This is a genomic window from Siccirubricoccus deserti, assembly GCF_014283215.1.
Classification (GTDB): domain Bacteria; phylum Pseudomonadota; class Alphaproteobacteria; order Acetobacterales; family Acetobacteraceae; genus Siccirubricoccus; species Siccirubricoccus deserti.
On sequence record NZ_JACOMF010000044.1, the window covers coordinates 1 to 16,659 of the forward strand.

Consider the following 16,659-nt stretch of genomic DNA (forward strand, 5'->3'; position numbering starts at 1 on the left):
CACCGGAAGCGGTGTTGCCCTGGCCGTCTGGCCCCGCCTACGCTCCGCTCCGGCAGGGCCAGACGGCCAAGCCAGAACATGGGTCAAGTCTCTCATAACCCGTGGATCCCCAAGTGGGGGCAGGTCACCACCGCTTCCGTACCCGCTCAGACACCGAATCCATCCTGCACGGCTGGCTGCAATGGGGGACCGGGGTGCTGGAGCGGCTCTCCGGCATGTTCGCCTTCGCCCTCTGGGACCGTGGCCGGGGCGAGTTGCTGCTGGCCCGCGACCGGCTGGGCGAGAAGCCGCTGCACTATGCGCTGCTGCCGGACGGGACACTGGCCTTCGGCTCCGAGATCGGCGCGCTGCTGGCGCTGCCGGAGCTGCCGCGGCGGATCGACCCGGTGGCTGTGGATGACTACCTGGCCTTCGGCTACGTCCCCGACCCGCACACCATCTGGCAGGGCATCCGCCGGCTGCCGGCGGCGCATGCGCTGCTGCTGCGCCGCGGCACCGCCGGCCTGCCGGCGCCGCGCCGCTACTGGCAGGCGCCGACCCGCACTGCCGCCGCTCCCGCCGATGCGCCGCGGGAGCTGGCCGCAAGGCTGGATGCGGCGGTGCGCGCCCAGCTGATGGCCGATGTGCCGCTCGGCGCCTTCCTCTCCGGCGGCGTCGACTCCAGCGCCGTCGTCGCCTTCGCCGCCCGTGCCAATGCGGAGGGCGTCGGCGGCCCGCTCGCCACCTTCACCATCGGCTTCGCCGGCGCGGCGGATGAGCGCGCCCAGGCGGCTGAGACCGCGGCGCGCTTCGGCACCGCCCACCATGCCGAGGCCGGCACTGCCGACTATCTCACCGCCGCCCGCGATCAGGCCCGCATCTTCGGCGAACCCTTCGGCGACCATTCGGCGGTGCCGACCCTGGCGGTCTGCGCCCTCGCCCGCCGGCACGTCACCGTGGCGCTCTCGGGCGACGGCGGCGACGAGGTTTTCGCCGGCTACCGCCGCTACCGGTTTCATGCGATGGCCGAGGCGGTGCGGAGCTACATCCCCGCCGGGGCGCGCAGCCGGGTGCTCGGCAGTCTGGCACGGATCTATCCCAAGCTCGACCGTGCGCCGCGCTGGCTGCGGGCGAAGCACACCCTGACCGAGCTCAGCCTCGACGCCGCGCTCGGCTATTACCGTACCCTCTGCAAGCTGCACGAGGATTGCCGGCATGGGCTGTTCTCCGTGGCGCAGCGCGGCGCCGTGGCCGGGCACGATCCGGCGGCACGGATCGCCGCGCTGATGGCCGAGTGCGACCCGGAGGACGGGCTGCTGCAGGCGCAATACGCCGACCTGCACAGCTACCTGCCGGGCGACATCCTGGTGAAGACCGACCGCACCGCCATGGCGGTGTCGCTGGAAGTGCGGCCGCCGCTTCTCGACCCCGCGCTGGTCGGCTGGGGCATGGCGCTGCCGGCGCGGCTCAAGCTGCGGCGCAACACCGGCAAGCATGTGCTGCGGGAGGCGCTGGCGCCGCTGCTGCCGCCAGCGCTGCTGTGGGGCGCGAAGCGTGGCTTCGCGGCGACCATCGGCGGCCAGTTCCGGGTGCAGGCGGCGGAGGTACGGGCACGGCTGCTCGGCGCGCCGATGCTCGACAGCGGCTTGTTCGACCCCACCGGCCTTGCCCGGCTGGCCGATGAGCACGCCTCCGGCCAGTTCGACCACGCCCAGGCGCTGTGGCAGCTGCTGGTGTTCGAGGGCTTCCTGGCCGGCACCGGCGGCGCCGCGATCGCCGCCGCCACGACACCCAATCTGGTGCGGGCCTGAGATGGCACGGCTGATCCCGCACCCAGCTGAGTGGCCTGGCCGGTTGCTACCGTCAGGGGCGCATCCAGATCACATCGCCGGCTGGGGCGCCCGGCAGCGGAATGGCCCTGCCGTCGCCGTCGACACCATATGGCGCCAGCCCAAGGCCGCGCAGCAGCGCGACGATGTCCTCCAGCCGGTAGCGGTAGCGCGAGGCGTGGCGCTCGACGAGTTCGGTCTGGATAGCGATGTCGGGGCTGGCCGCGATCGTCGCCCGGGCCCCCTCAAGCACCGGAAGTTCGAAGCCTTCAACGTCGATCTTCAGATAGTCCACCACGGTGATGCCAAGCGCCGGCAGGGCGATGTCGAGTGTCGTGAGCGGCACCGCCACATCCTTTCTGTCCGGCGCGCCGGCGCGGGCGACATGGGTCTCGCCGGGATTAGCCTGATCGAAATGCATGGCGATCTGCCCCGGCGCCGCGCCAAGCGCTTGGTTGAGGGCGGTGACCTGCGGCATGGCGTTCATCGCCAGCCCTCGCGTCAGATAGTCGTAGGTGTAGGGATGGGCCTCGAAGGCCACCACTCGGCCGGCCTCGCCGACCAGGGCCGCTGCGGGAATAGCGTAGGTGCCGACATTCGCGCCGGCATCGACGAAAACGCTGCCAGGCCGCAGCCGCTAGCTGATGAAGCGCCAGATGTCGGGGTCGCGCGCGCCATCGACAAATATCGCAAAAGAGCTGAAGTTATTTCGCATCGTGGCGAAACCCAGCCCCTGCGGGGTGCGGAAGGTGATGTCGCCGCCCACCATCTCGGACAGGGTGAAGCGGGCGGCGCGGAGCGTCGTGCGGATCGGGCGGCGGGCGAAGCTTTCGGTGCTGGCCATCCAACGCAGGCGCCAGCGGAGGGCACGGATCGGCGCTGGCACCAGGCGGCGAAGTTCCGGCATGAGCATCGGCTCCCATATGGCGGGCCTGAGGTCGCGCCGCCACTGCATGGCAACATAATTTATCGTGGAACAATTGTCTGCCGCCTCGGGCGGCGCTGAGACGCGGGGGCGGACATCACATGAGCAGCACGCTGGCACGCACGGCGCACGGGGCGGGTTGGGTGGTCGCTTGGCGGATGACCACCCGCCTGCTCGGGCTGGTGAGCACGCTGGTGTTGGCGCGACTGCTGACGCCCGCGGATTTCGGCTTGGTGGCGCTGGCCTATGCCTGCCGCAGCACGCTCGATGCATGCACGAACGCCGGCGTCGAGCAACAGATCATCCGTAGCCCGAATCCGACCCGCGAGCTCTACGATACCGCATTCACCCTGAATATGGCTCGGTGCCTGGCAATCGCGGCGCTGCTTGCCCTGGGCGCCGCCCCCCTGGCGGTTTTCTTTGGCGACCCGCGGTTGGAGACGGTGCTGTTGGTCCTGGCGCTGCTGCCTGCAATCGGCGGCTTCACCAATATCGGAGTGGTGGATTTCCATCGCGACCTGGCGTTCCGCCGCGAATTCCAAATGATGATCCTGCCGCGCCTGGTCACCTTCGTCACCTCGCTGGGCGCGGCCCTGGTGTTCCGAAGTTATTGGGCGCTGGTCCTCAGCATGGTCACCGGCAGCATCTGTTCGGTGACAATGAGCTACCTCATGCACCCCTTCCGCCCACGGCTGTCGCTGGTGGCATGGCGGGAACTGGCCGGCTTCTCCTTCTGGATCTGGGCGCTCAGCGTCGCTAGCGTGGTGCGGGACCGCGCTGACAGCTTCTTCGTCGGCCGCCTGCTCGGGCCATGGTCCCTCGGGGTCTACAGCCTCGGCTCCGAGATCGCGACGCTGCCAGCTTCCGAGGTCGTTGGGCCGATCTGCCGGGCCAGCTTCCCCGGCCTGGCCGCCTCGCAGCGCGAGGGCGGCGATGCCGCGACCCGCGACGCCTTCTTCCGCATCATCGCGCTGACCGCGCTGGTGATGCTGCCGGCCGGGGTCGGAGTGGCCATGGTGGCGGCACCGGTGGTGTTCCTCGCCGTCGGCCCGGCCTGGAACGAGGCGGTGCCGCTGGTGGCGGTGCTGGGCATCGCCGGGGTGGCGCTACCGTTCGGCAACATCAGCCAGGTGCTGCTGACCGCGCAGGGGCGAATGCGGCTGCTGTTCGGAGTTTATCTGGTCGCGGCGCTTGCCCGGCTGGGGCTCATGGCTGCGTTCATCCCCTGGCTCGGGCTGCCCGGCGCGGCGCTCGCGCTGGGCCTTGGCTTCCTGCTGGACGCTGTGATGATGGTATATTTCGCCACCCGGATGCTGCGAGTCAGACCGGGCGCGGTACTGCTGCCCTGCTGGCGCCCCGCGGCCGCCTCCGCCGCCATGGCGCTGGTGCTGTGGGCCACCGGACTCGGCTGGGCGCCGGTGCCGACGGATGCCGCCGCGGCGATCCGCGCGCTGGCAGCCGGGGTCGGCTGTGGGGTCGTCGTCTATGCCGCCATTGCGGCGGCGCTCTGGCTAGCCTGCAACCGGCCGGCAGGGGCGGAGAGCGACCTGCTGCGGGTGATCGGCCAAGCGACGCAACGGCTGCGGCGGGTACGGTCGGCGGCGGTGCCCGCCGGCCCGGCGGAGTGATTCCTGCCGGCGCCTCCGGCGTCACGCCGTGCAGGTGCCCTCCGTAGCGTGTACGCCTTGACGCCATTCCGGCGATCCGCTGTAGCCTGTCGTTTGTCGCGCGAATTCACGCTCCGGCGCGTTCATGCCCCACCGCGATCCGCTATCCCCGCCGAAGCGCCAGCAGCCGCGCCTCGGCCGCATCCGGGGTGGTGTCCAGCGCCGCCTCCGCCACCTCCCGACTGAAACCGGCGCGGGCCAGGGCGGCCAGCGCCTTCACCCTCGGCACCTCGTCTCGGGCGAAAGGGCCGATGCGGCGCCGGCGGCAGTGCGCCAGGGCGGCGTCGAGTTCCGCCGCCGCATCCGGCAGCGCCGCCGCCGCGACCTCCCGCGCCACGCCCTTGCCCGCCAGATGCGCCGCGATGGCACGGCGGGACCGCCCGCCGCGAGCCAGCCGCCGGGCCCGGGCCTCGGCGAAGGCGGCGTCATCCACCACCCCGGCGCCGGCCAGCCGCTGCGCCACCCGCGCCGCGGCGGCACGCGCCTCGACGGCGGCGGCGGCAATGGCGGCCGGATCGGCACCCTCCGCCTCCGCCCGGCGCGCCCAGCGGTCCACCCGACGCTGCAGCACCCGGCGCAGCCCGGCCTCGGTGGCGGCGAAGCGCGCCAGATGCGCCAGCGCCGCCTCCCGCAACCGGGCTTCGCTGGGGGCGGCGCCGGCCGGCCGCGGGGGCCGTCGCGCCGCTGCCGGGGGTTCGGCCTGCGCTGTCATCCCGCCATCCTGCCACGGCCGCGCCGCCCGGCCCATGCGTGAAGGGGGGGCTGGCAGCGATGGCCCGGACGCGGCACAAGCGAAGCCCCGAGGGAGAATACACTCACATGGCCCGCTACCCGACCAACGGCCTGACGCTAGCCCAGGCGAACACCATCGCGACTGCCGCCCTCGCAAAGGGGCGTGCGCTGAAGCTGCTGCCGCTGACGGTGGTTGTGCTCGACGCCGGCGGCCAGATGAAGGCGATGCAGCGGGAGGATGGCTGTTCCCTGCTGCGGCTCGAAATCGCCCAGGGCAAGGCCTTTGGCGCCCTGTCGCTCGGCCTCGGCGGGCGGGAGTTGGCGCGGCGGTCGCAGGCCATGCCGGGCTTCGTGAACGCCCTGTCGGACCTGGCCGCGGCGAAGGGCATGGGCGCCGTGCCGGTGCAGGGCGGGGTGCTGGCGGTGGATGCGGCGGGGGTCATCCTCGGCGCGGTCGGCATCAGCGGCGATGTCTCGGCCCAGGATGAGGTTGCCGCCATCGCCGGGATCGAGGCAGCCGGCCTGCAGCCGGACACCGGCGACCCGGCCTGAGCCGCAACCCTGCCGGAAGCCGCCCCGTGCCGCCGATTGACGCGGCGGGGGGCGAGGCCAAACTGCCAGGGACCAGGATAACCGCTCAATGGGGGAGACCCGGAATGTCCAACGACGCCCTGATCGCCGTGAAGCCGGAGATAGCCGCGCACGCCCTAGTCAACGCCGAGCGTTTCCGGGCGATGACCGAGGCGGCGGCGCGTGACCCCGAGGGCTTCTGGAAGCAGGAAGCCTCCCGCATCGCCTGGATCACCCCGCCGACGAAGATCAAGAACGTCGATTTCAACGGCGACGTTGCCATCCGCTGGTATGAGGATGGCGTGCTCAACGCTTCGGTCTCCTGCCTCGACCGGCATCTGGCGACGAAGGGCGACCAAGTGGCGATCCTCTGGGAGGGCGATAACCCGAACAGCGACGCCCGCGTCACCTACAAGGATCTGCACGCCAAAGTCTGCCGGCTCGCCAATGCGCTGCGCAAGCTGGGGGTGAAGAAGGGCGACCGGGTCTGCATCTACCTGCCGATGATCGTCGAGGCCGCGGTCGCCATGCTGGCCTGCGCCCGGGTCGGCGCCATCCATTCCATCGTCTTCGGCGGATTCTCTCCGGACAGCCTGGCCTCGCGCATCCAGGACAGCGCATGCAGCGTGCTGATCACCGCGGATGAGGGCCGCCGTGGCGGCCGCACCGTGCCGCTGAAGGCCAATGCCGACGACGCGCTGGCGACCTGCCCCAGCATCAGCCACGTCATCGTGGTGAAGAACACCGGCGGCCAAGTCGCCATGCAGGCCGGCCGCGACCATTGGTACGAGGCGATCACCACCGGCGAGCCGGCGGAATGCCCGCCCGAGCCGATGGGTGCCGAGGATCCGCTGTTCATCCTCTACACCAGCGGCAGCACCGGCAAGCCAAAGGGCGTGCTGCACACCACCGGCGGCTACATGGTCTGGGCCAGCTACACCCATGAGCTGGTGTTCGACTACCGCCCGGGCGAGATCTACTGGTGCACCGCCGATGTCGGCTGGGTCACCGGCCACACCTATATCGTCTACGGCCCGCTGGCCAATGGCGCGACCACGCTGATGTTCGAAGGCGTGCCGAACTACCCCTCCGTCTCCCGCTTCTGGGAGGTGGTGGACAAGCACCAGGTGAACATCTTCTACACCGCGCCGACCGCCATTCGCGCCCTGATGCGCGACGGCGAGGCGCCGGTGAAGAAGGCGAACCGCAAATCGCTGCGCATCCTGGGTTCGGTCGGCGAGCCGATCAACCCGGAAGCCTGGCTCTGGTACTACCGCACGGTCGGCGACGAGCGCTGCCCGATCGTCGACACCTGGTGGCAGACCGAGACCGGCGGCATCCTGATCTCGCCGCTGCCCGGCGCCATCGCCCAGAAGCCCGGCTCCGCCACCCTGCCGCTGCCAGGGGTGAAACCGGCGCTGGTCGATGCCGAGGGGAAGATCCTGGAGGGCGTGGCCGAGGGCAATCTGGTGCTGCTGGACAGCTGGCCGGGCCAGATGCGCACCATCTACGGCGACCATGCGCGGTTCGGGCAGACCTACTTCTCCACCTTCAAGGGCATGTACTTCACCGGCGACGGCGCCCGCCGCGACGCCGATGGCTACTACTGGATCACCGGCCGCGTGGACGACGTCATCAACGTCTCCGGCCACCGCATGGGCACCGCCGAGATCGAGAGCGCGCTGGTGGCGCACCCCAAGGTCGCCGAGGCGGCGGTGGTCGGCATGCCACATGAGCTGAAGGGCCAGGGCATCTACTGCTACGTCACCCTGAAGACCGGCGAGGAGCCGACCGAGGCGCTGCGCAAGGAACTGGTCGCCTGGGTGCGGAAGGAGATCGGCCCGATCGCCTCCCCGGATGCGATCCAATGGGCGCCCGGCCTGCCGAAGACCCGCTCTGGCAAGATCATGCGCCGCATCCTGCGCAAGATCGCGGCGAACGAGACCGACAGCCTGGGCGACACCAGCACCCTGGCCGATCCGGCAGTGGTGGAGGAGCTGGTGGCGAACCGGGTGGGCTGACCCGCATCCCTGATGGTCCTGCCGCGGCTTTGCCGCGGCAGTCCGTGCCAAAGCGTGGGGCGCGCATGCGACCAACCGCCCCCCGTGACGCCGCGAAGCGGCGTCGCGGGGAGCATCAGCCGGGCCGGGCCGCGGTCAGCCCGCCATCCACCACCAGCTGCGTCGCGGTGATGTAGCGCGCCTCATCGCTCGCCAGGAACACCACCGCATTGGCGATGTCCCAGGCATCGCCCATCCGCCCCATCGGCACGCTGGCGTGGCGCTTGGCCACCAGCGCCGCCGCGTCATTGGCGCCGAGCTGCTTGGCCAGCCGGTGCTCGACCAGCGGCGTATGCATCGTCCCCGGCACCACCGTGTTGACCCGGATGCCCTTCTTGACGAAGGCGATCGCCGTGCTGCGGGTAAAGGCCAGCACCCCCGCCTTCGACGCCGCATAGGCCACGTTGGTCCTGCCATCCACCTGGTGGCTCATGCAGGCGACGGAGGAGATGTTTACCACCGCCCCGGAGCCCTGCCGCTCCATCACCGGCAACACATACTTGCAGCCGAGGAAGGCGGTCTTGAGGTTGTGGTCCATCTGCGCATCCCACACCTCCTCCGCCATCGTCACCGGATCGCCGGGCGCCGAGCCGCCAACGTTGTTCACCAGGATGTCGATGCGCCCGAAGCGGGCGAGGCAATCCTCGACAGCCGCCTCCACCTCGGCGGCGATGGTCATGTCCACGGTGCGCGTCGCGCAGGTGCCGCCTTCCGCTGCGATCAGCCGCGCCGTCTCCGCCACCGCCTCCGCATTGCGGTCGAGGCCATAGACCCTGGCGCCCTGCCGCGCCATCAGCACCGCCGTGGCCTTGCCATTGCCCCAGCCCTCGCCCACCGAACCCGCGCCGGTGACGAAGGCGACCTTGCCAGTCAGATCGAGCATCCTGGTCCCTCCCCATGATGCGGGCCGGCTGGCCCGCGTGCGCCGGCAGCCAAACGCGCTGGCTTTGCATGGGTCAAGCCGGGCCTGTGCTGGTAATGACCCGCCGGTCCGGGAGGCGATGGCGTGGAGCAGGCAGGTGAGGTGCGCGGCAGGTTCACCGCGGATGGCATGCGGCGTGGCGCCAGGGCGGCGCTCGGCCTGACTTTGGGGCTGATGCCCTTTGGCCTCGTCGTCGGCATGACGGGGGATGCCAGGGGGCTGTCGCTGCTGGAGATCCTGCTGATGAGTGGTCTGGTCTTCGCCGGCACCAGCCAGCTGGTGGCGCTGGAGCTCTGGGCCGACCCGGCGCCGATCCTGGCGGCCAGCCTCGCCTGCCTGGTGATCAACCTGCGCATGGCGCCGATGGGCGTGGCGCTGGCGCCGGTATTCGACCGGCTGCACGGCATCCGGCTCTGGGGCTCACTGGCGGTGCTGGTCGACAACGCCTTCGCCCTGACCGTCGCCGAGATGCGGGCCGGGCGGCGCGATGCCGGCTTCCTGGTCGGCGCCAGCCTATGCATGTGGTGCAACTGGATGGTCATGTGCACCATCGGCCACAGCTTCGGCGCGGCACTGCGGCTGCCGCCCGGGCATCCGCTGTTCTTCGCCTCGGTCGCGGCGCTGATGTCGATCCTGGTGCCGATCTGGCGCGGCCGGTCGGATCTGCTGCCCTGGCTGGTGGCGGCCGTGCTGGCGCTGCTGGTGCATGGCATCGGGCTCGGTGCGCCCTGGCCGGTGCTGGCCGGGGCGCTGGGCGGCGCCGCCGCCGGCGCGGCGCGCGACCTGCTGCAGGCTGCGTCCCGGCCGGCCGCCCGATGAGCCTGCGCTGGGATGTGCTGGCGGCGATCCTCGGGATGGCGCTGGCAACCTTCCTCTGCCGCGCCGGCGGCTATGCGGTGCTGCGGGTGGTGCGGCCGCCGCCCTTCGTCCAGGCCATGCTGCAGCACCTGCCGGGGACCATCTTCTGCGCCTTCCTCGCCCCCGCCCTGATGCAGGGCGGCTGGGCGGCCTGGCTGGCCGGGGCGGCGGCGCTGGTGGTGCAGGCGCGGTTCCGCGCCCTGGCGCTGTCGATCGTCGCCGGCGTCGCCACGCTGTGGCTGCTGCGGGCTGCCACCGGCGGGATGTGAGCCAGCGGCCGTGGCCGCTCGCCGGCCCGGCCGCTGGCGCCACGGCCCTACTCCGCCGCCCGCTGCTGATCCTGCCGCCGCATCAGCGGCAACAGCGGCTGGTGCGCGATCTCGATGCCCATTGCCTCGAAGCGCTGCTTGATCCGCCGCATCATCTCGCGCTGCACCGGCCAGCGCTGGGTCGGCTCGGTGCGCACCCGTCCGCGGATCTGCACGCCGGTCTGGCCGAGGCTGTCGACGCCCCAGAGGTCGAAATCGTCGCGGATCGCGGTCTGCCAGCGCGTCTCGCCGCGCATCTCGCTGACGATCTCCTTGATCGCCGCGCCGGCCTGGTCGGTGTCGGTCTCGTAGGCCACCAGGATGTCCAGCATGGCGAAGGCGAAGTCGCGCGTGCTGTTGGTGACGGTGGTGACGGCGGAGAAGGGCACGATGTGGATCGCGCCGTCGCCGTCGCGCAGCTTGATGGAGCGGATCGACAGATGCTCCACCACGCCGCCCTTGCCGCCGACGTTCACCACATCGCCCACCGCCACCGCATCCTCCAGCAGCAGGAAGACGCCGGTGATGACGTCGCGCACCAGGGTCTGCGAGCCGAAGCCGATGGCCAGACCGACGACGCCGGCACCAGCCAGCAGCGGCGCCACGTTGATGCCGAGCTGCGACAGTGCGTTCAGCACCACGAACACCAGGATGAACACGCCGATCACGGTGCGCAGCATCGGCAGCAGGGTGCGCACCCGGGCGCTGCGCGCCGCTTGGCTGTCCCGCCCCACCCGCACCAGCCGCCGCTGGATGGCGCTGTTCGCCGCCTCCCACACCACCAGCCCCAGCACCAGGGTGCAGCCGATGGAGAAGAGCGTGGTCACCAGCCGGTGGCCGAGCGTGCCGATGGCGAACCATTCGAGGCTATTGAGCCCCCAGGTCTCCAGCATCAGCACCAGCGCCGCGGCGCCGAGCAGGGTGGAGATCACCGCCCGCAGCACCGGCGCATAGCCCGCCACCCGCGCCGGCACTCCAGGCCAGCGCTTTGCCATTTCGGAGGAGGGGTTGAGCACCTTGTCGATCAGCCGGTCGATCCCCTCGTCGAGGCCCTTGGCCACGCCGATGATGACGAGGGTCAGCAAGGTGCCGGTCAGCAGCCGCTGGAAGCCGTTCTCCAGCGCCAGCGCCCAGACCACCCAGGACGCGGCCAGCCAGAGGATGGCCAGCACGTGCCAGATATCGGCGAGCTGGTTGCGCAGCCCGCGCAGTGCAAGGCGAGAGCCGGAGGGCTCCTCGCCAGGCTCCAGTGGCGCGGCGCGCAGCACCTCGGCCACCGTCTCTCGCTGCTGCAGCACGATGCGCACCAGCATCAGCGACATCAGCAGCAGCGCCAGGTTGAGGATGGCGTCGTAGGCCGCCCAGGGCAGGCCGAACAGCAGCCCGGCCTCGGCCAGGGCGAAGCCGCCGACGCCGACCAGCAGCAGCCGCTGCAGCCAGTGGACGCAGGCGGTCGCCGTCTGGTCGGTGCAGGGGAGCAGCCGCAGCCGCTCGGTGCCCGGGGCGAAGAGCAGCCGGGCGACAACGAAGGCGGCACGCGCCGCCATGTAGGTATGCGCCAGCAGCAGCCCGACGAGCTGGGTCGTCGGCAGCGGGTGGACCAGCCCGAACAGCCCGTAGACCGCCAGGCCGAAGCCGGCGATCGGCAGCAGGTCCAGCAGCAGCCGGCCGACCACCAGCGGCAGCTGGCGCAGCCGGCGCCATTTGGCGTCCGGGGCCGGCGCCAGCGCGTCCAGCCGGCGGCGCGGCGCCCGCACCGCGCGGGCGATCACCGCCTCGGCCAGCAGGCCGAGGCCGATCAGCAGCAGCAGCTTCCAGGCGGCATCGACCAGCCGGGTGCGGGCCACCGGGTCGCGCGTCAGGTTGCTCAGCGCGGTCATCACCGCCGGCAGATCGGCCATCGAGCGCGCCGCCGTCAGCATCGAGTCGGACAGCGCCGAGAGGCGGCCGGACAGGCCGGACAGCAGCTGCGCGCCAAGGGTGTTGGGGGCGATCAGCGCATCGGGCTCGGCGGCCGGCGGGGCAGCGGCAGGGGGAGCGCCCGAGGCGGCGGCAGGGGGCGCGGCGGCTGGAGCGGTGGCCGGGGGTGCGGTCGCAGGTGGCGTGGTGGCCGGGGCAGCGGCGGGTGGCGTGGCCTCAGTACCCTCGGCGGCGCCGGCGGGCGGTGGGGCGGGGCGGGGCGCCGAGGGCGCGGTGCCCTCCCCGACCGTCCCGGCCTGGGCCCGGCTGGCGGCCGAAAGGGCTTCCAGCGTGCGCAGGAATTCGGCCCGCCGCGCCTCGTCCTGCAGCAGCGAGGTGATGCGGTTGATATCCTCGGCGTTCAGGCCGCTGACCGGGCGCGCCGGCTGCGCCGCGGCCTCTCGCAGCGGGATCGTCCCGGCCAGGAGCAGAAGGGCAAGGAGCGTGCGAAACAGGTTCATGGCCGCGGCAGCAACCCGATCGGCCAGCCTGGGTCAAGCGCTGGATTGGTCAAGCAACTTCCCGTGATTGCTGGAACAGGAAGGCGAGCAAGAGCGGGGGGAAGGGACTTCCCCCGAGCCTCCTTTGTATTCTCTGGGTCTTGCCTCATGGCGGGCCAGCTTCTTCGGCCAGGGCGGGCGGCCGCCGGCGTGCTGAACGCATGCACGGGTCAAGCCCGGCCGCGACGGGAAGGGTCAGAGGATATGGCAGGAAGGGTCACCGGAGGGGTGCGCAACGCCGCCCTGCGCCCGCCCTAACGCACCTGCCTCATGCATAGGCTACCCGCGCCCGCTGCCGCCAGAACAGCCAGAGGGCGATCACCAGGTGCATCCCGTTCCAGGCCAGCCCATTCACCACCGCCATGCGGTAGGAGCCGGTGAGGTCGAAGATCACCCCGGACATCCAGCCGCCGATCGCCATGCCCACCAAGGTCGCCGACAGTGCGATGCTGACCCTGAGCCCGACCTCCCGCGCCGGGAAATTCTCCCGCACGATCACCGCGTAGCAGGGCACGATGCCGCCCTGGAACAGCCCGAACACGCCCGAGATGACATAGAGCGGCACCAGCCCGTCGAACGGCAGGAACAGCGCCAACGCCACCGCCTGCAGCGCCGAGGCCAGCAGCAGAGTCGCCGTGCTGCCGATGCGGTCCATCACCACGCCGAACACCAGCCGGCTGACCACGCCGCAGGCCAGCATCACCGACAGCATCTCCGCCCCGCGCGCCGCGCCGTAGCCGAGGTCCACGCAATAGGCGACGATGTGCACCTGCGGCATGGCCATGGCGATGCAGCAGGCGATGCCGGCGACGACCAGCAGCGCCTGCAGCGCCTCCGGCGGCAGGCCGAGCGCGCTGCCGCCGCCGCCCGCCGCCAGCCCCGGCGCATCCTGCCGCGGCGGCGGCCGCCGCAGCACCAGCGCCAGCGGCAACATCAGGCAGAGGCAGGCAATGCCGACCAGCACATGGGTCTGCCGCCAGCCCAGATCGGCGATGCCCCATTGCAGCAGCGGCGGCCAGACCGCGCCGGCGAAGTAATTGCCGCTGGCGCAGAGCGAAACCGCGAGGCCGCGCCGCCGGCGGAACCACAGCGAGGTGTCGGCCACCAGCGGCCCGAACATGGCGCAGCTGCCGAACAGCCCGATCAGCGCGCCATAGGTCACCGCGAAGCCAGTGATGCCTTCCGCCTGGGCCGAGAGGATGTAGCCGAGGCCGAGCGAGACGGTGCCGAGCAGCACCGGCCACATCACCCCGAAGCGGTCGGCCAGCCGGCCCATCATGACGCCGCCGGCGGCGAAGCCGAGGGTGGTCAGCGTATAGGGCAGCGAGGCATCGGCACGGGCGGTGCCGAACTCCGCCTGCACCGCCGGCAGGGCGACGACGATCGACCACAGCCCGACGCCGCCGATGGTGCTAAGCGCGACGGCGACGGCCAGCCGCATCCAGGCATAGGGGGAGTCCACCTCGCTCGTGGCGCGATCGGCGACTGGCATTGCATTCCTCCGGGCGCGAGCGCGCCGTGCCGCAGCATCGCAGCATGCGGCCCGGCTGGGGAGGGGGCGCGCGGCCGTTGCGGCTCCGCGCCGGGCGGGCGTAGCCTGCGGTCATGGGGAGGAGGAGTCCGCCATGCTCTCACGAAGGGTTTTCGCGTCCTGCGCCATCTGCGGCGTGCTCGGGCTGACCGCGTCCAAGGTCTCGGCACAGCCGGCCGGCGGCATCAGCCGCACGCTGCTGCGGCGGGAGGATGTGCCGGGCACCAACTACGTCAACATCCAGATGCTGGTGGAGATCGAGCCCAACGCCATGGTGGCCCGCCACACCCACCCGGGGCATGAGGGCAGCTACATCATCGAGGGAAGGTCGGAACTGCTGGTGCAGGGCCAGGCGCCGCGCATGGTCGGCCCGGGCGACAGCTTCCTGGTGCCGGCCGGCGTGCCGCATGCGGCGCGCAACGGGCCGGCGAAGACCAGGATCTTCGGCACCTTCGTGGTCGAGAAGGACAAGCCGCTCGCCACGCCGGCGCCCGAATAGCGCGGCGCTATTCCGACCGCGCGCCGGAGGCGAGGATCAGCGGCCGGAGCTTCGCTTCCTGCGCCGCGCGGAAGGCGGCGATATCCTCCGACGTGGTCCACCAGGCGCGCGCGCCGAGTTCGAGATAGGCGCGCTTCAGATCCTCGCTCTCCAGCGCCCGCTTCGTCAGCGCCGACATGCGCCCGGCCATCGGCGCCGGAATGCCCGCCGGCCCGCAGAGGCAGGTCCAGGAGACGATGTCGAAGCCGGGGATGAACTCCCCGATGGCCGGCAGCTCCGGCGCCGCCGGATTGCGCTCGGCGCTGGTCACCGCCAGGGCGCGTACCTTGCCTTCCCGCACATGGCCGATGGTGCTTGGGAAATTGCTCAGCATGAGCTGGATGCGGCCGGCCATCAGATCCAGCATCCCCGGTGCCTCGCCGCGATAGGGCACGTGCAGCATCTCAAGCCCCGCGAGCTGCGCCAGCATGGCGCCGGAGAGATGCAGCGTCGTGCCCGGACCGGCGGAGCCGTAGGAGAATTTGCCCGGATTCGCCTTCACCAGCGCGACCAGCTCCGGCACCGTGCGCGCCGGGATGTCGTTGTTCACCACCAGGATGTTCGGCAGCTGCCAGAGCCCGGAGACGAAGGTGAAATCCTTCTCCGGATCAAAGGGCAGGTTGGGCTTCAAGGTTGGCGAGATGGCCTGGGAGGCGATGCCGCCGAGGCCGAGGGTATAGCCGTCCGGCCGCGACTTCGCCACCGCATCCAGCCCGACATCGCCGCCGGAGCCGCTGCGGTTCTCGACGACGAATTGCTGGCCGGTGATCTCGCTCATCTTCGCGCAGAACAGCCGCGAGAGGATGTCGGTCGACCCGCCGGGCGGGAAGCCGTTGATGTAGCGGACCGACTGGTTCGGCCAGGCGCCGGCGCCCTGGGCATGGAGCGCCGATGGCGCCGCCACCCCGGCGGCCAGCAGGAGCGCCGCGCGGCGCGGTAAGGGCGTTGTGGTCATGCGTTGTCCTCCCAATCGGCACGGCTTTTCCGCCGCGTCCATGGACCGAGCTTGGCATTGCTTGCCGCCGGCGCGGTCAATCGACCCACGCGCCGGAGGCGCGATCAATCCCCCACGCGCCGGAGGCGCGATCAATCCCCCACGCACTGGAGGCGCGATCAATCCCCCACGCGCTGAAAGCGCGATCAATCCACCTGCGCGCCGGCGGCGCGGATGACCGGCGCGAAGCTGGCCTCGTTCCTGGCGCGGAAGCTGGCGAATTCCTCCGGCGTGGTGAACCAGGTGGTGGCACCGTTCTCCTGGAAGCGGGCGATCAGGTCGGGCGCCTGCAGCGATTGCCGGGTCAGCGCCGAAAGCCGCTGCACCACCGCCGGGGCAAGGCCGGCCGGGCCCATCACCCCGCCCCAGCTGTCGATCTCGAAGCCCGGCAGGAACTCCGCCATGGTCGGATATTCCGGTGCGAAGGGGGTCCGCTTCGCGCCGGTCACCGCCAGGCCACGGAGCCGCCCTTCCTTCACCAGGCCGAGCGCCTGCGGGATGTTGTCGAACATCATGTGCACCCGGCCGGCAACCAGGTCGATATGCGCCGGCGCGCCGCCGCGGTAGGGCACGTGCACCATGTCGAGCCCGGCCATTGCCGCGAACATCGCACCCGACAGGTGCACCGTCGTGCCCGAGCCGGAGGAGGCGTAGGAGTATTTGCCCGGATTCGCCTTTACCAGCGCGATCAGCTCCGGCACCGTCCGCGCCGGCACGTCGTTATTGAGGGCGAGGAAATTCGGCAACTGCCAGAGGCCGGAGACGTAGGTGAAGTCCTTGTTCACATCGAAGGGCAGCCGGCGATAGAGCGTCGGCCCGATGCCGAGTGGCGCGACGCTGGCGAGGCCGATGGTGCGGCCGTCCGGCGTGGCGCGGGCGATCGCCTCGGTGCCGATGTTGCCGGCCGAGCCGCTGCGGTTCTCCACCACGAACTGCTCGCCGGTGATCTCCGCCATCTTCTGGCACCAGAGGCGCGAGAGGATGTCGGTGCCGCCGCCCGGCGGGAAGATGCCGATGAAGCGCACCGGGCCCGCAGGCCAGACCGGCTGGGCCAGGGCCGGCGTGGCGAGCGCGGCGGCGGCGATGGCGAAGGTGGCGCGGCGGCCGATGGCGCGATCCCCGGTCATGCGCCGGTCATTCCTGTTCATCCCGTTTCCCCCTGTATCCTGGCCTGGTCTCGGCCTTGGTGCGATCATGGCATGAATTCGCAGGGATTCCAGCCTCCCCGCGCGTCGCCCCGCCTGGACACCGAAGCCCAACCCATCGCTCCTCCTGTCATGCGCGGAC

At 71.3% G+C, this 16,659-nt stretch carries 15 protein-coding genes; 7 read left to right on the forward strand and 8 right to left on the reverse strand.

Annotated features, from left to right (window positions below; all coding sequences use genetic code 11):
• The first annotated feature begins 113 nt into the window (after positions 1–113).
• On the forward strand, positions 114–1,790 hold the full coding sequence (asnB, locus tag H7965_RS22860) for an asparagine synthase (glutamine-hydrolyzing) (protein WP_229682742.1): 1,677 nt from the start codon (positions 114–116) through the stop codon (positions 1,788–1,790).
• A gap of 52 nt (positions 1,791–1,842) precedes the next feature.
• Here the strand turns inward: asnB and H7965_RS22865 are convergent, their stop codons facing one another.
• A complete protein-coding gene (locus tag H7965_RS22865; protein ID WP_186772922.1) occupies positions 1,843–2,442 on the reverse strand; it encodes an FkbM family methyltransferase in 600 nt (199 codons plus the stop codon).
• Positions 2,443–2,445: 3 nt separating this feature from the next.
• Positions 2,446–2,715: a hypothetical protein gene (locus H7965_RS22870; RefSeq protein WP_186772896.1), complete on the reverse strand. Its 270-nt coding sequence runs from the start codon at positions 2,713–2,715 to the stop codon at positions 2,446–2,448.
• A 119-nt stretch (positions 2,716–2,834) separates the two neighbouring features.
• On the opposite strand from H7965_RS22870, the gene H7965_RS22875 reads away from it, so the two are divergent.
• On the forward strand, positions 2,835–4,361 hold the full coding sequence (locus tag H7965_RS22875) for an oligosaccharide flippase family protein (RefSeq protein ID WP_186772897.1): 1,527 nt from the start codon (positions 2,835–2,837) through the stop codon (positions 4,359–4,361).
• A gap of 142 nt (positions 4,362–4,503) precedes the next feature.
• On the opposite strand, the gene H7965_RS22880 is transcribed toward H7965_RS22875, so the two are convergent.
• The gene (locus H7965_RS22880; RefSeq protein WP_186772898.1) at positions 4,504–5,112 is read right to left on the reverse strand and encodes a RecX family transcriptional regulator; all 609 of its coding nucleotides are present in this window, start codon (positions 5,110–5,112) and stop codon (positions 4,504–4,506) included.
• 107 nt (positions 5,113–5,219) lie between these two features.
• Here H7965_RS22880 and H7965_RS22885 point away from each other — a divergent pair, with 107 nt between their 5' ends.
• Positions 5,220–5,684 (forward strand): GlcG/HbpS family heme-binding protein, encoded by a 465-nt coding sequence (locus H7965_RS22885; RefSeq protein ID WP_186772899.1) that lies wholly within the window; start codon positions 5,220–5,222, stop codon positions 5,682–5,684.
• 104 nt (positions 5,685–5,788) lie between these two features.
• The gene (acs, locus tag H7965_RS22890) at positions 5,789–7,723 is read left to right on the forward strand and encodes an acetate--CoA ligase (RefSeq protein ID WP_186772900.1); all 1,935 of its coding nucleotides are present in this window, start codon (positions 5,789–5,791) and stop codon (positions 7,721–7,723) included.
• Between the two features lie 115 nt (positions 7,724–7,838).
• Here acs and H7965_RS22895 read toward each other — a convergent pair whose 3' ends face one another.
• Entirely contained in the window at positions 7,839–8,645 is an 807-nt protein-coding gene (locus H7965_RS22895) for an SDR family NAD(P)-dependent oxidoreductase (protein ID WP_186772901.1), read from the reverse strand.
• A gap of 123 nt (positions 8,646–8,768) precedes the next feature.
• Here H7965_RS22895 and H7965_RS22900 point away from each other — a divergent pair, with 123 nt between their 5' ends.
• Positions 8,769–9,503 carry an AzlC family ABC transporter permease gene (locus tag H7965_RS22900; RefSeq protein WP_229682743.1) on the forward strand — a complete coding sequence of 245 codons (735 nt, stop codon included), beginning with the start codon at positions 8,769–8,771 and terminating at the stop codon, positions 9,501–9,503.
• Complete coding sequence (locus H7965_RS22905) at positions 9,500–9,811, forward strand: AzlD family protein (RefSeq protein WP_229682744.1); 312 nt, start codon at positions 9,500–9,502, stop codon at positions 9,809–9,811. The genes H7965_RS22900 and H7965_RS22905 overlap by 4 nt, the downstream gene beginning before the upstream one ends.
• A gap of 47 nt (positions 9,812–9,858) precedes the next feature.
• Here the strand turns inward: H7965_RS22905 and H7965_RS22910 are convergent, their stop codons facing one another.
• On the reverse strand, positions 9,859–12,270 hold the full coding sequence (locus tag H7965_RS22910) for a mechanosensitive ion channel domain-containing protein (RefSeq protein ID WP_186772902.1): 2,412 nt from the start codon (positions 12,268–12,270) through the stop codon (positions 9,859–9,861).
• A 307-nt stretch (positions 12,271–12,577) separates the two neighbouring features.
• Positions 12,578–13,801 carry an MFS transporter gene (locus tag H7965_RS22915; protein WP_186772903.1) on the reverse strand — a complete coding sequence of 408 codons (1,224 nt, stop codon included), beginning with the start codon at positions 13,799–13,801 and terminating at the stop codon, positions 12,578–12,580.
• Positions 13,802–13,934: 133 nt separating this feature from the next.
• Here H7965_RS22915 and H7965_RS22920 point away from each other — a divergent pair, with 133 nt between their 5' ends.
• Positions 13,935–14,339: a cupin domain-containing protein gene (locus H7965_RS22920; RefSeq protein WP_186772904.1), complete on the forward strand. Its 405-nt coding sequence runs from the start codon at positions 13,935–13,937 to the stop codon at positions 14,337–14,339.
• Positions 14,340–14,346: 7 nt separating this feature from the next.
• On the opposite strand, the gene H7965_RS22925 is transcribed toward H7965_RS22920, so the two are convergent.
• Both H7965_RS22925 and H7965_RS22930 read right to left on the reverse strand, forming a co-directional pair.
• On the reverse strand, positions 14,347–15,333 hold the full coding sequence (locus H7965_RS22925) for a Bug family tripartite tricarboxylate transporter substrate binding protein (protein ID WP_186772905.1): 987 nt from the start codon (positions 15,331–15,333) through the stop codon (positions 14,347–14,349).
• 185 nt (positions 15,334–15,518) lie between these two features.
• Entirely contained in the window at positions 15,519–16,499 is a 981-nt protein-coding gene (locus H7965_RS22930) for a Bug family tripartite tricarboxylate transporter substrate binding protein (RefSeq protein WP_186772906.1), read from the reverse strand.
• Between the last annotated feature and the right edge of the window lie 160 nt (positions 16,500–16,659).

What these genes read in the sequence shown, in the direction of transcription:
- H7965_RS22870 (WP_186772896.1), bottom strand. Translation starts at nt 2,715, where the DNA reads ATGCCGGAACTTCGCCGCCTGGTGCCAGCGCCGATCCGTGCCCTCCGC.
- H7965_RS22875 (WP_186772897.1), top strand. Translation starts at nt 2,835, where the DNA reads ATGAGCAGCACGCTGGCACGCACGGCGCACGGGGCGGGTTGGGTGGTC.
- H7965_RS22880 (WP_186772898.1), bottom strand. Translation starts at nt 5,112, where the DNA reads ATGACAGCGCAGGCCGAACCCCCGGCAGCGGCGCGACGGCCCCCGCGG.
- H7965_RS22885 (WP_186772899.1), top strand. Translation starts at nt 5,220, where the DNA reads ATGGCCCGCTACCCGACCAACGGCCTGACGCTAGCCCAGGCGAACACC.
- acs (WP_186772900.1), top strand. Translation starts at nt 5,789, where the DNA reads ATGTCCAACGACGCCCTGATCGCCGTGAAGCCGGAGATAGCCGCGCAC.
- H7965_RS22895 (WP_186772901.1), bottom strand. Translation starts at nt 8,645, where the DNA reads ATGCTCGATCTGACTGGCAAGGTCGCCTTCGTCACCGGCGCGGGTTCG.
- H7965_RS22905 (WP_229682744.1), top strand. Translation starts at nt 9,500, where the DNA reads ATGAGCCTGCGCTGGGATGTGCTGGCGGCGATCCTCGGGATGGCGCTG.
- H7965_RS22910 (WP_186772902.1), bottom strand. Translation starts at nt 12,270, where the DNA reads ATGAACCTGTTTCGCACGCTCCTTGCCCTTCTGCTCCTGGCCGGGACG.
- H7965_RS22915 (WP_186772903.1), bottom strand. Translation starts at nt 13,801, where the DNA reads ATGCCAGTCGCCGATCGCGCCACGAGCGAGGTGGACTCCCCCTATGCC.
- H7965_RS22920 (WP_186772904.1), top strand. Translation starts at nt 13,935, where the DNA reads ATGCTCTCACGAAGGGTTTTCGCGTCCTGCGCCATCTGCGGCGTGCTC.
- H7965_RS22925 (WP_186772905.1), bottom strand. Translation starts at nt 15,333, where the DNA reads ATGACCACAACGCCCTTACCGCGCCGCGCGGCGCTCCTGCTGGCCGCC.
- H7965_RS22930 (WP_186772906.1), bottom strand. Translation starts at nt 16,499, where the DNA reads ATGACCGGGGATCGCGCCATCGGCCGCCGCGCCACCTTCGCCATCGCC.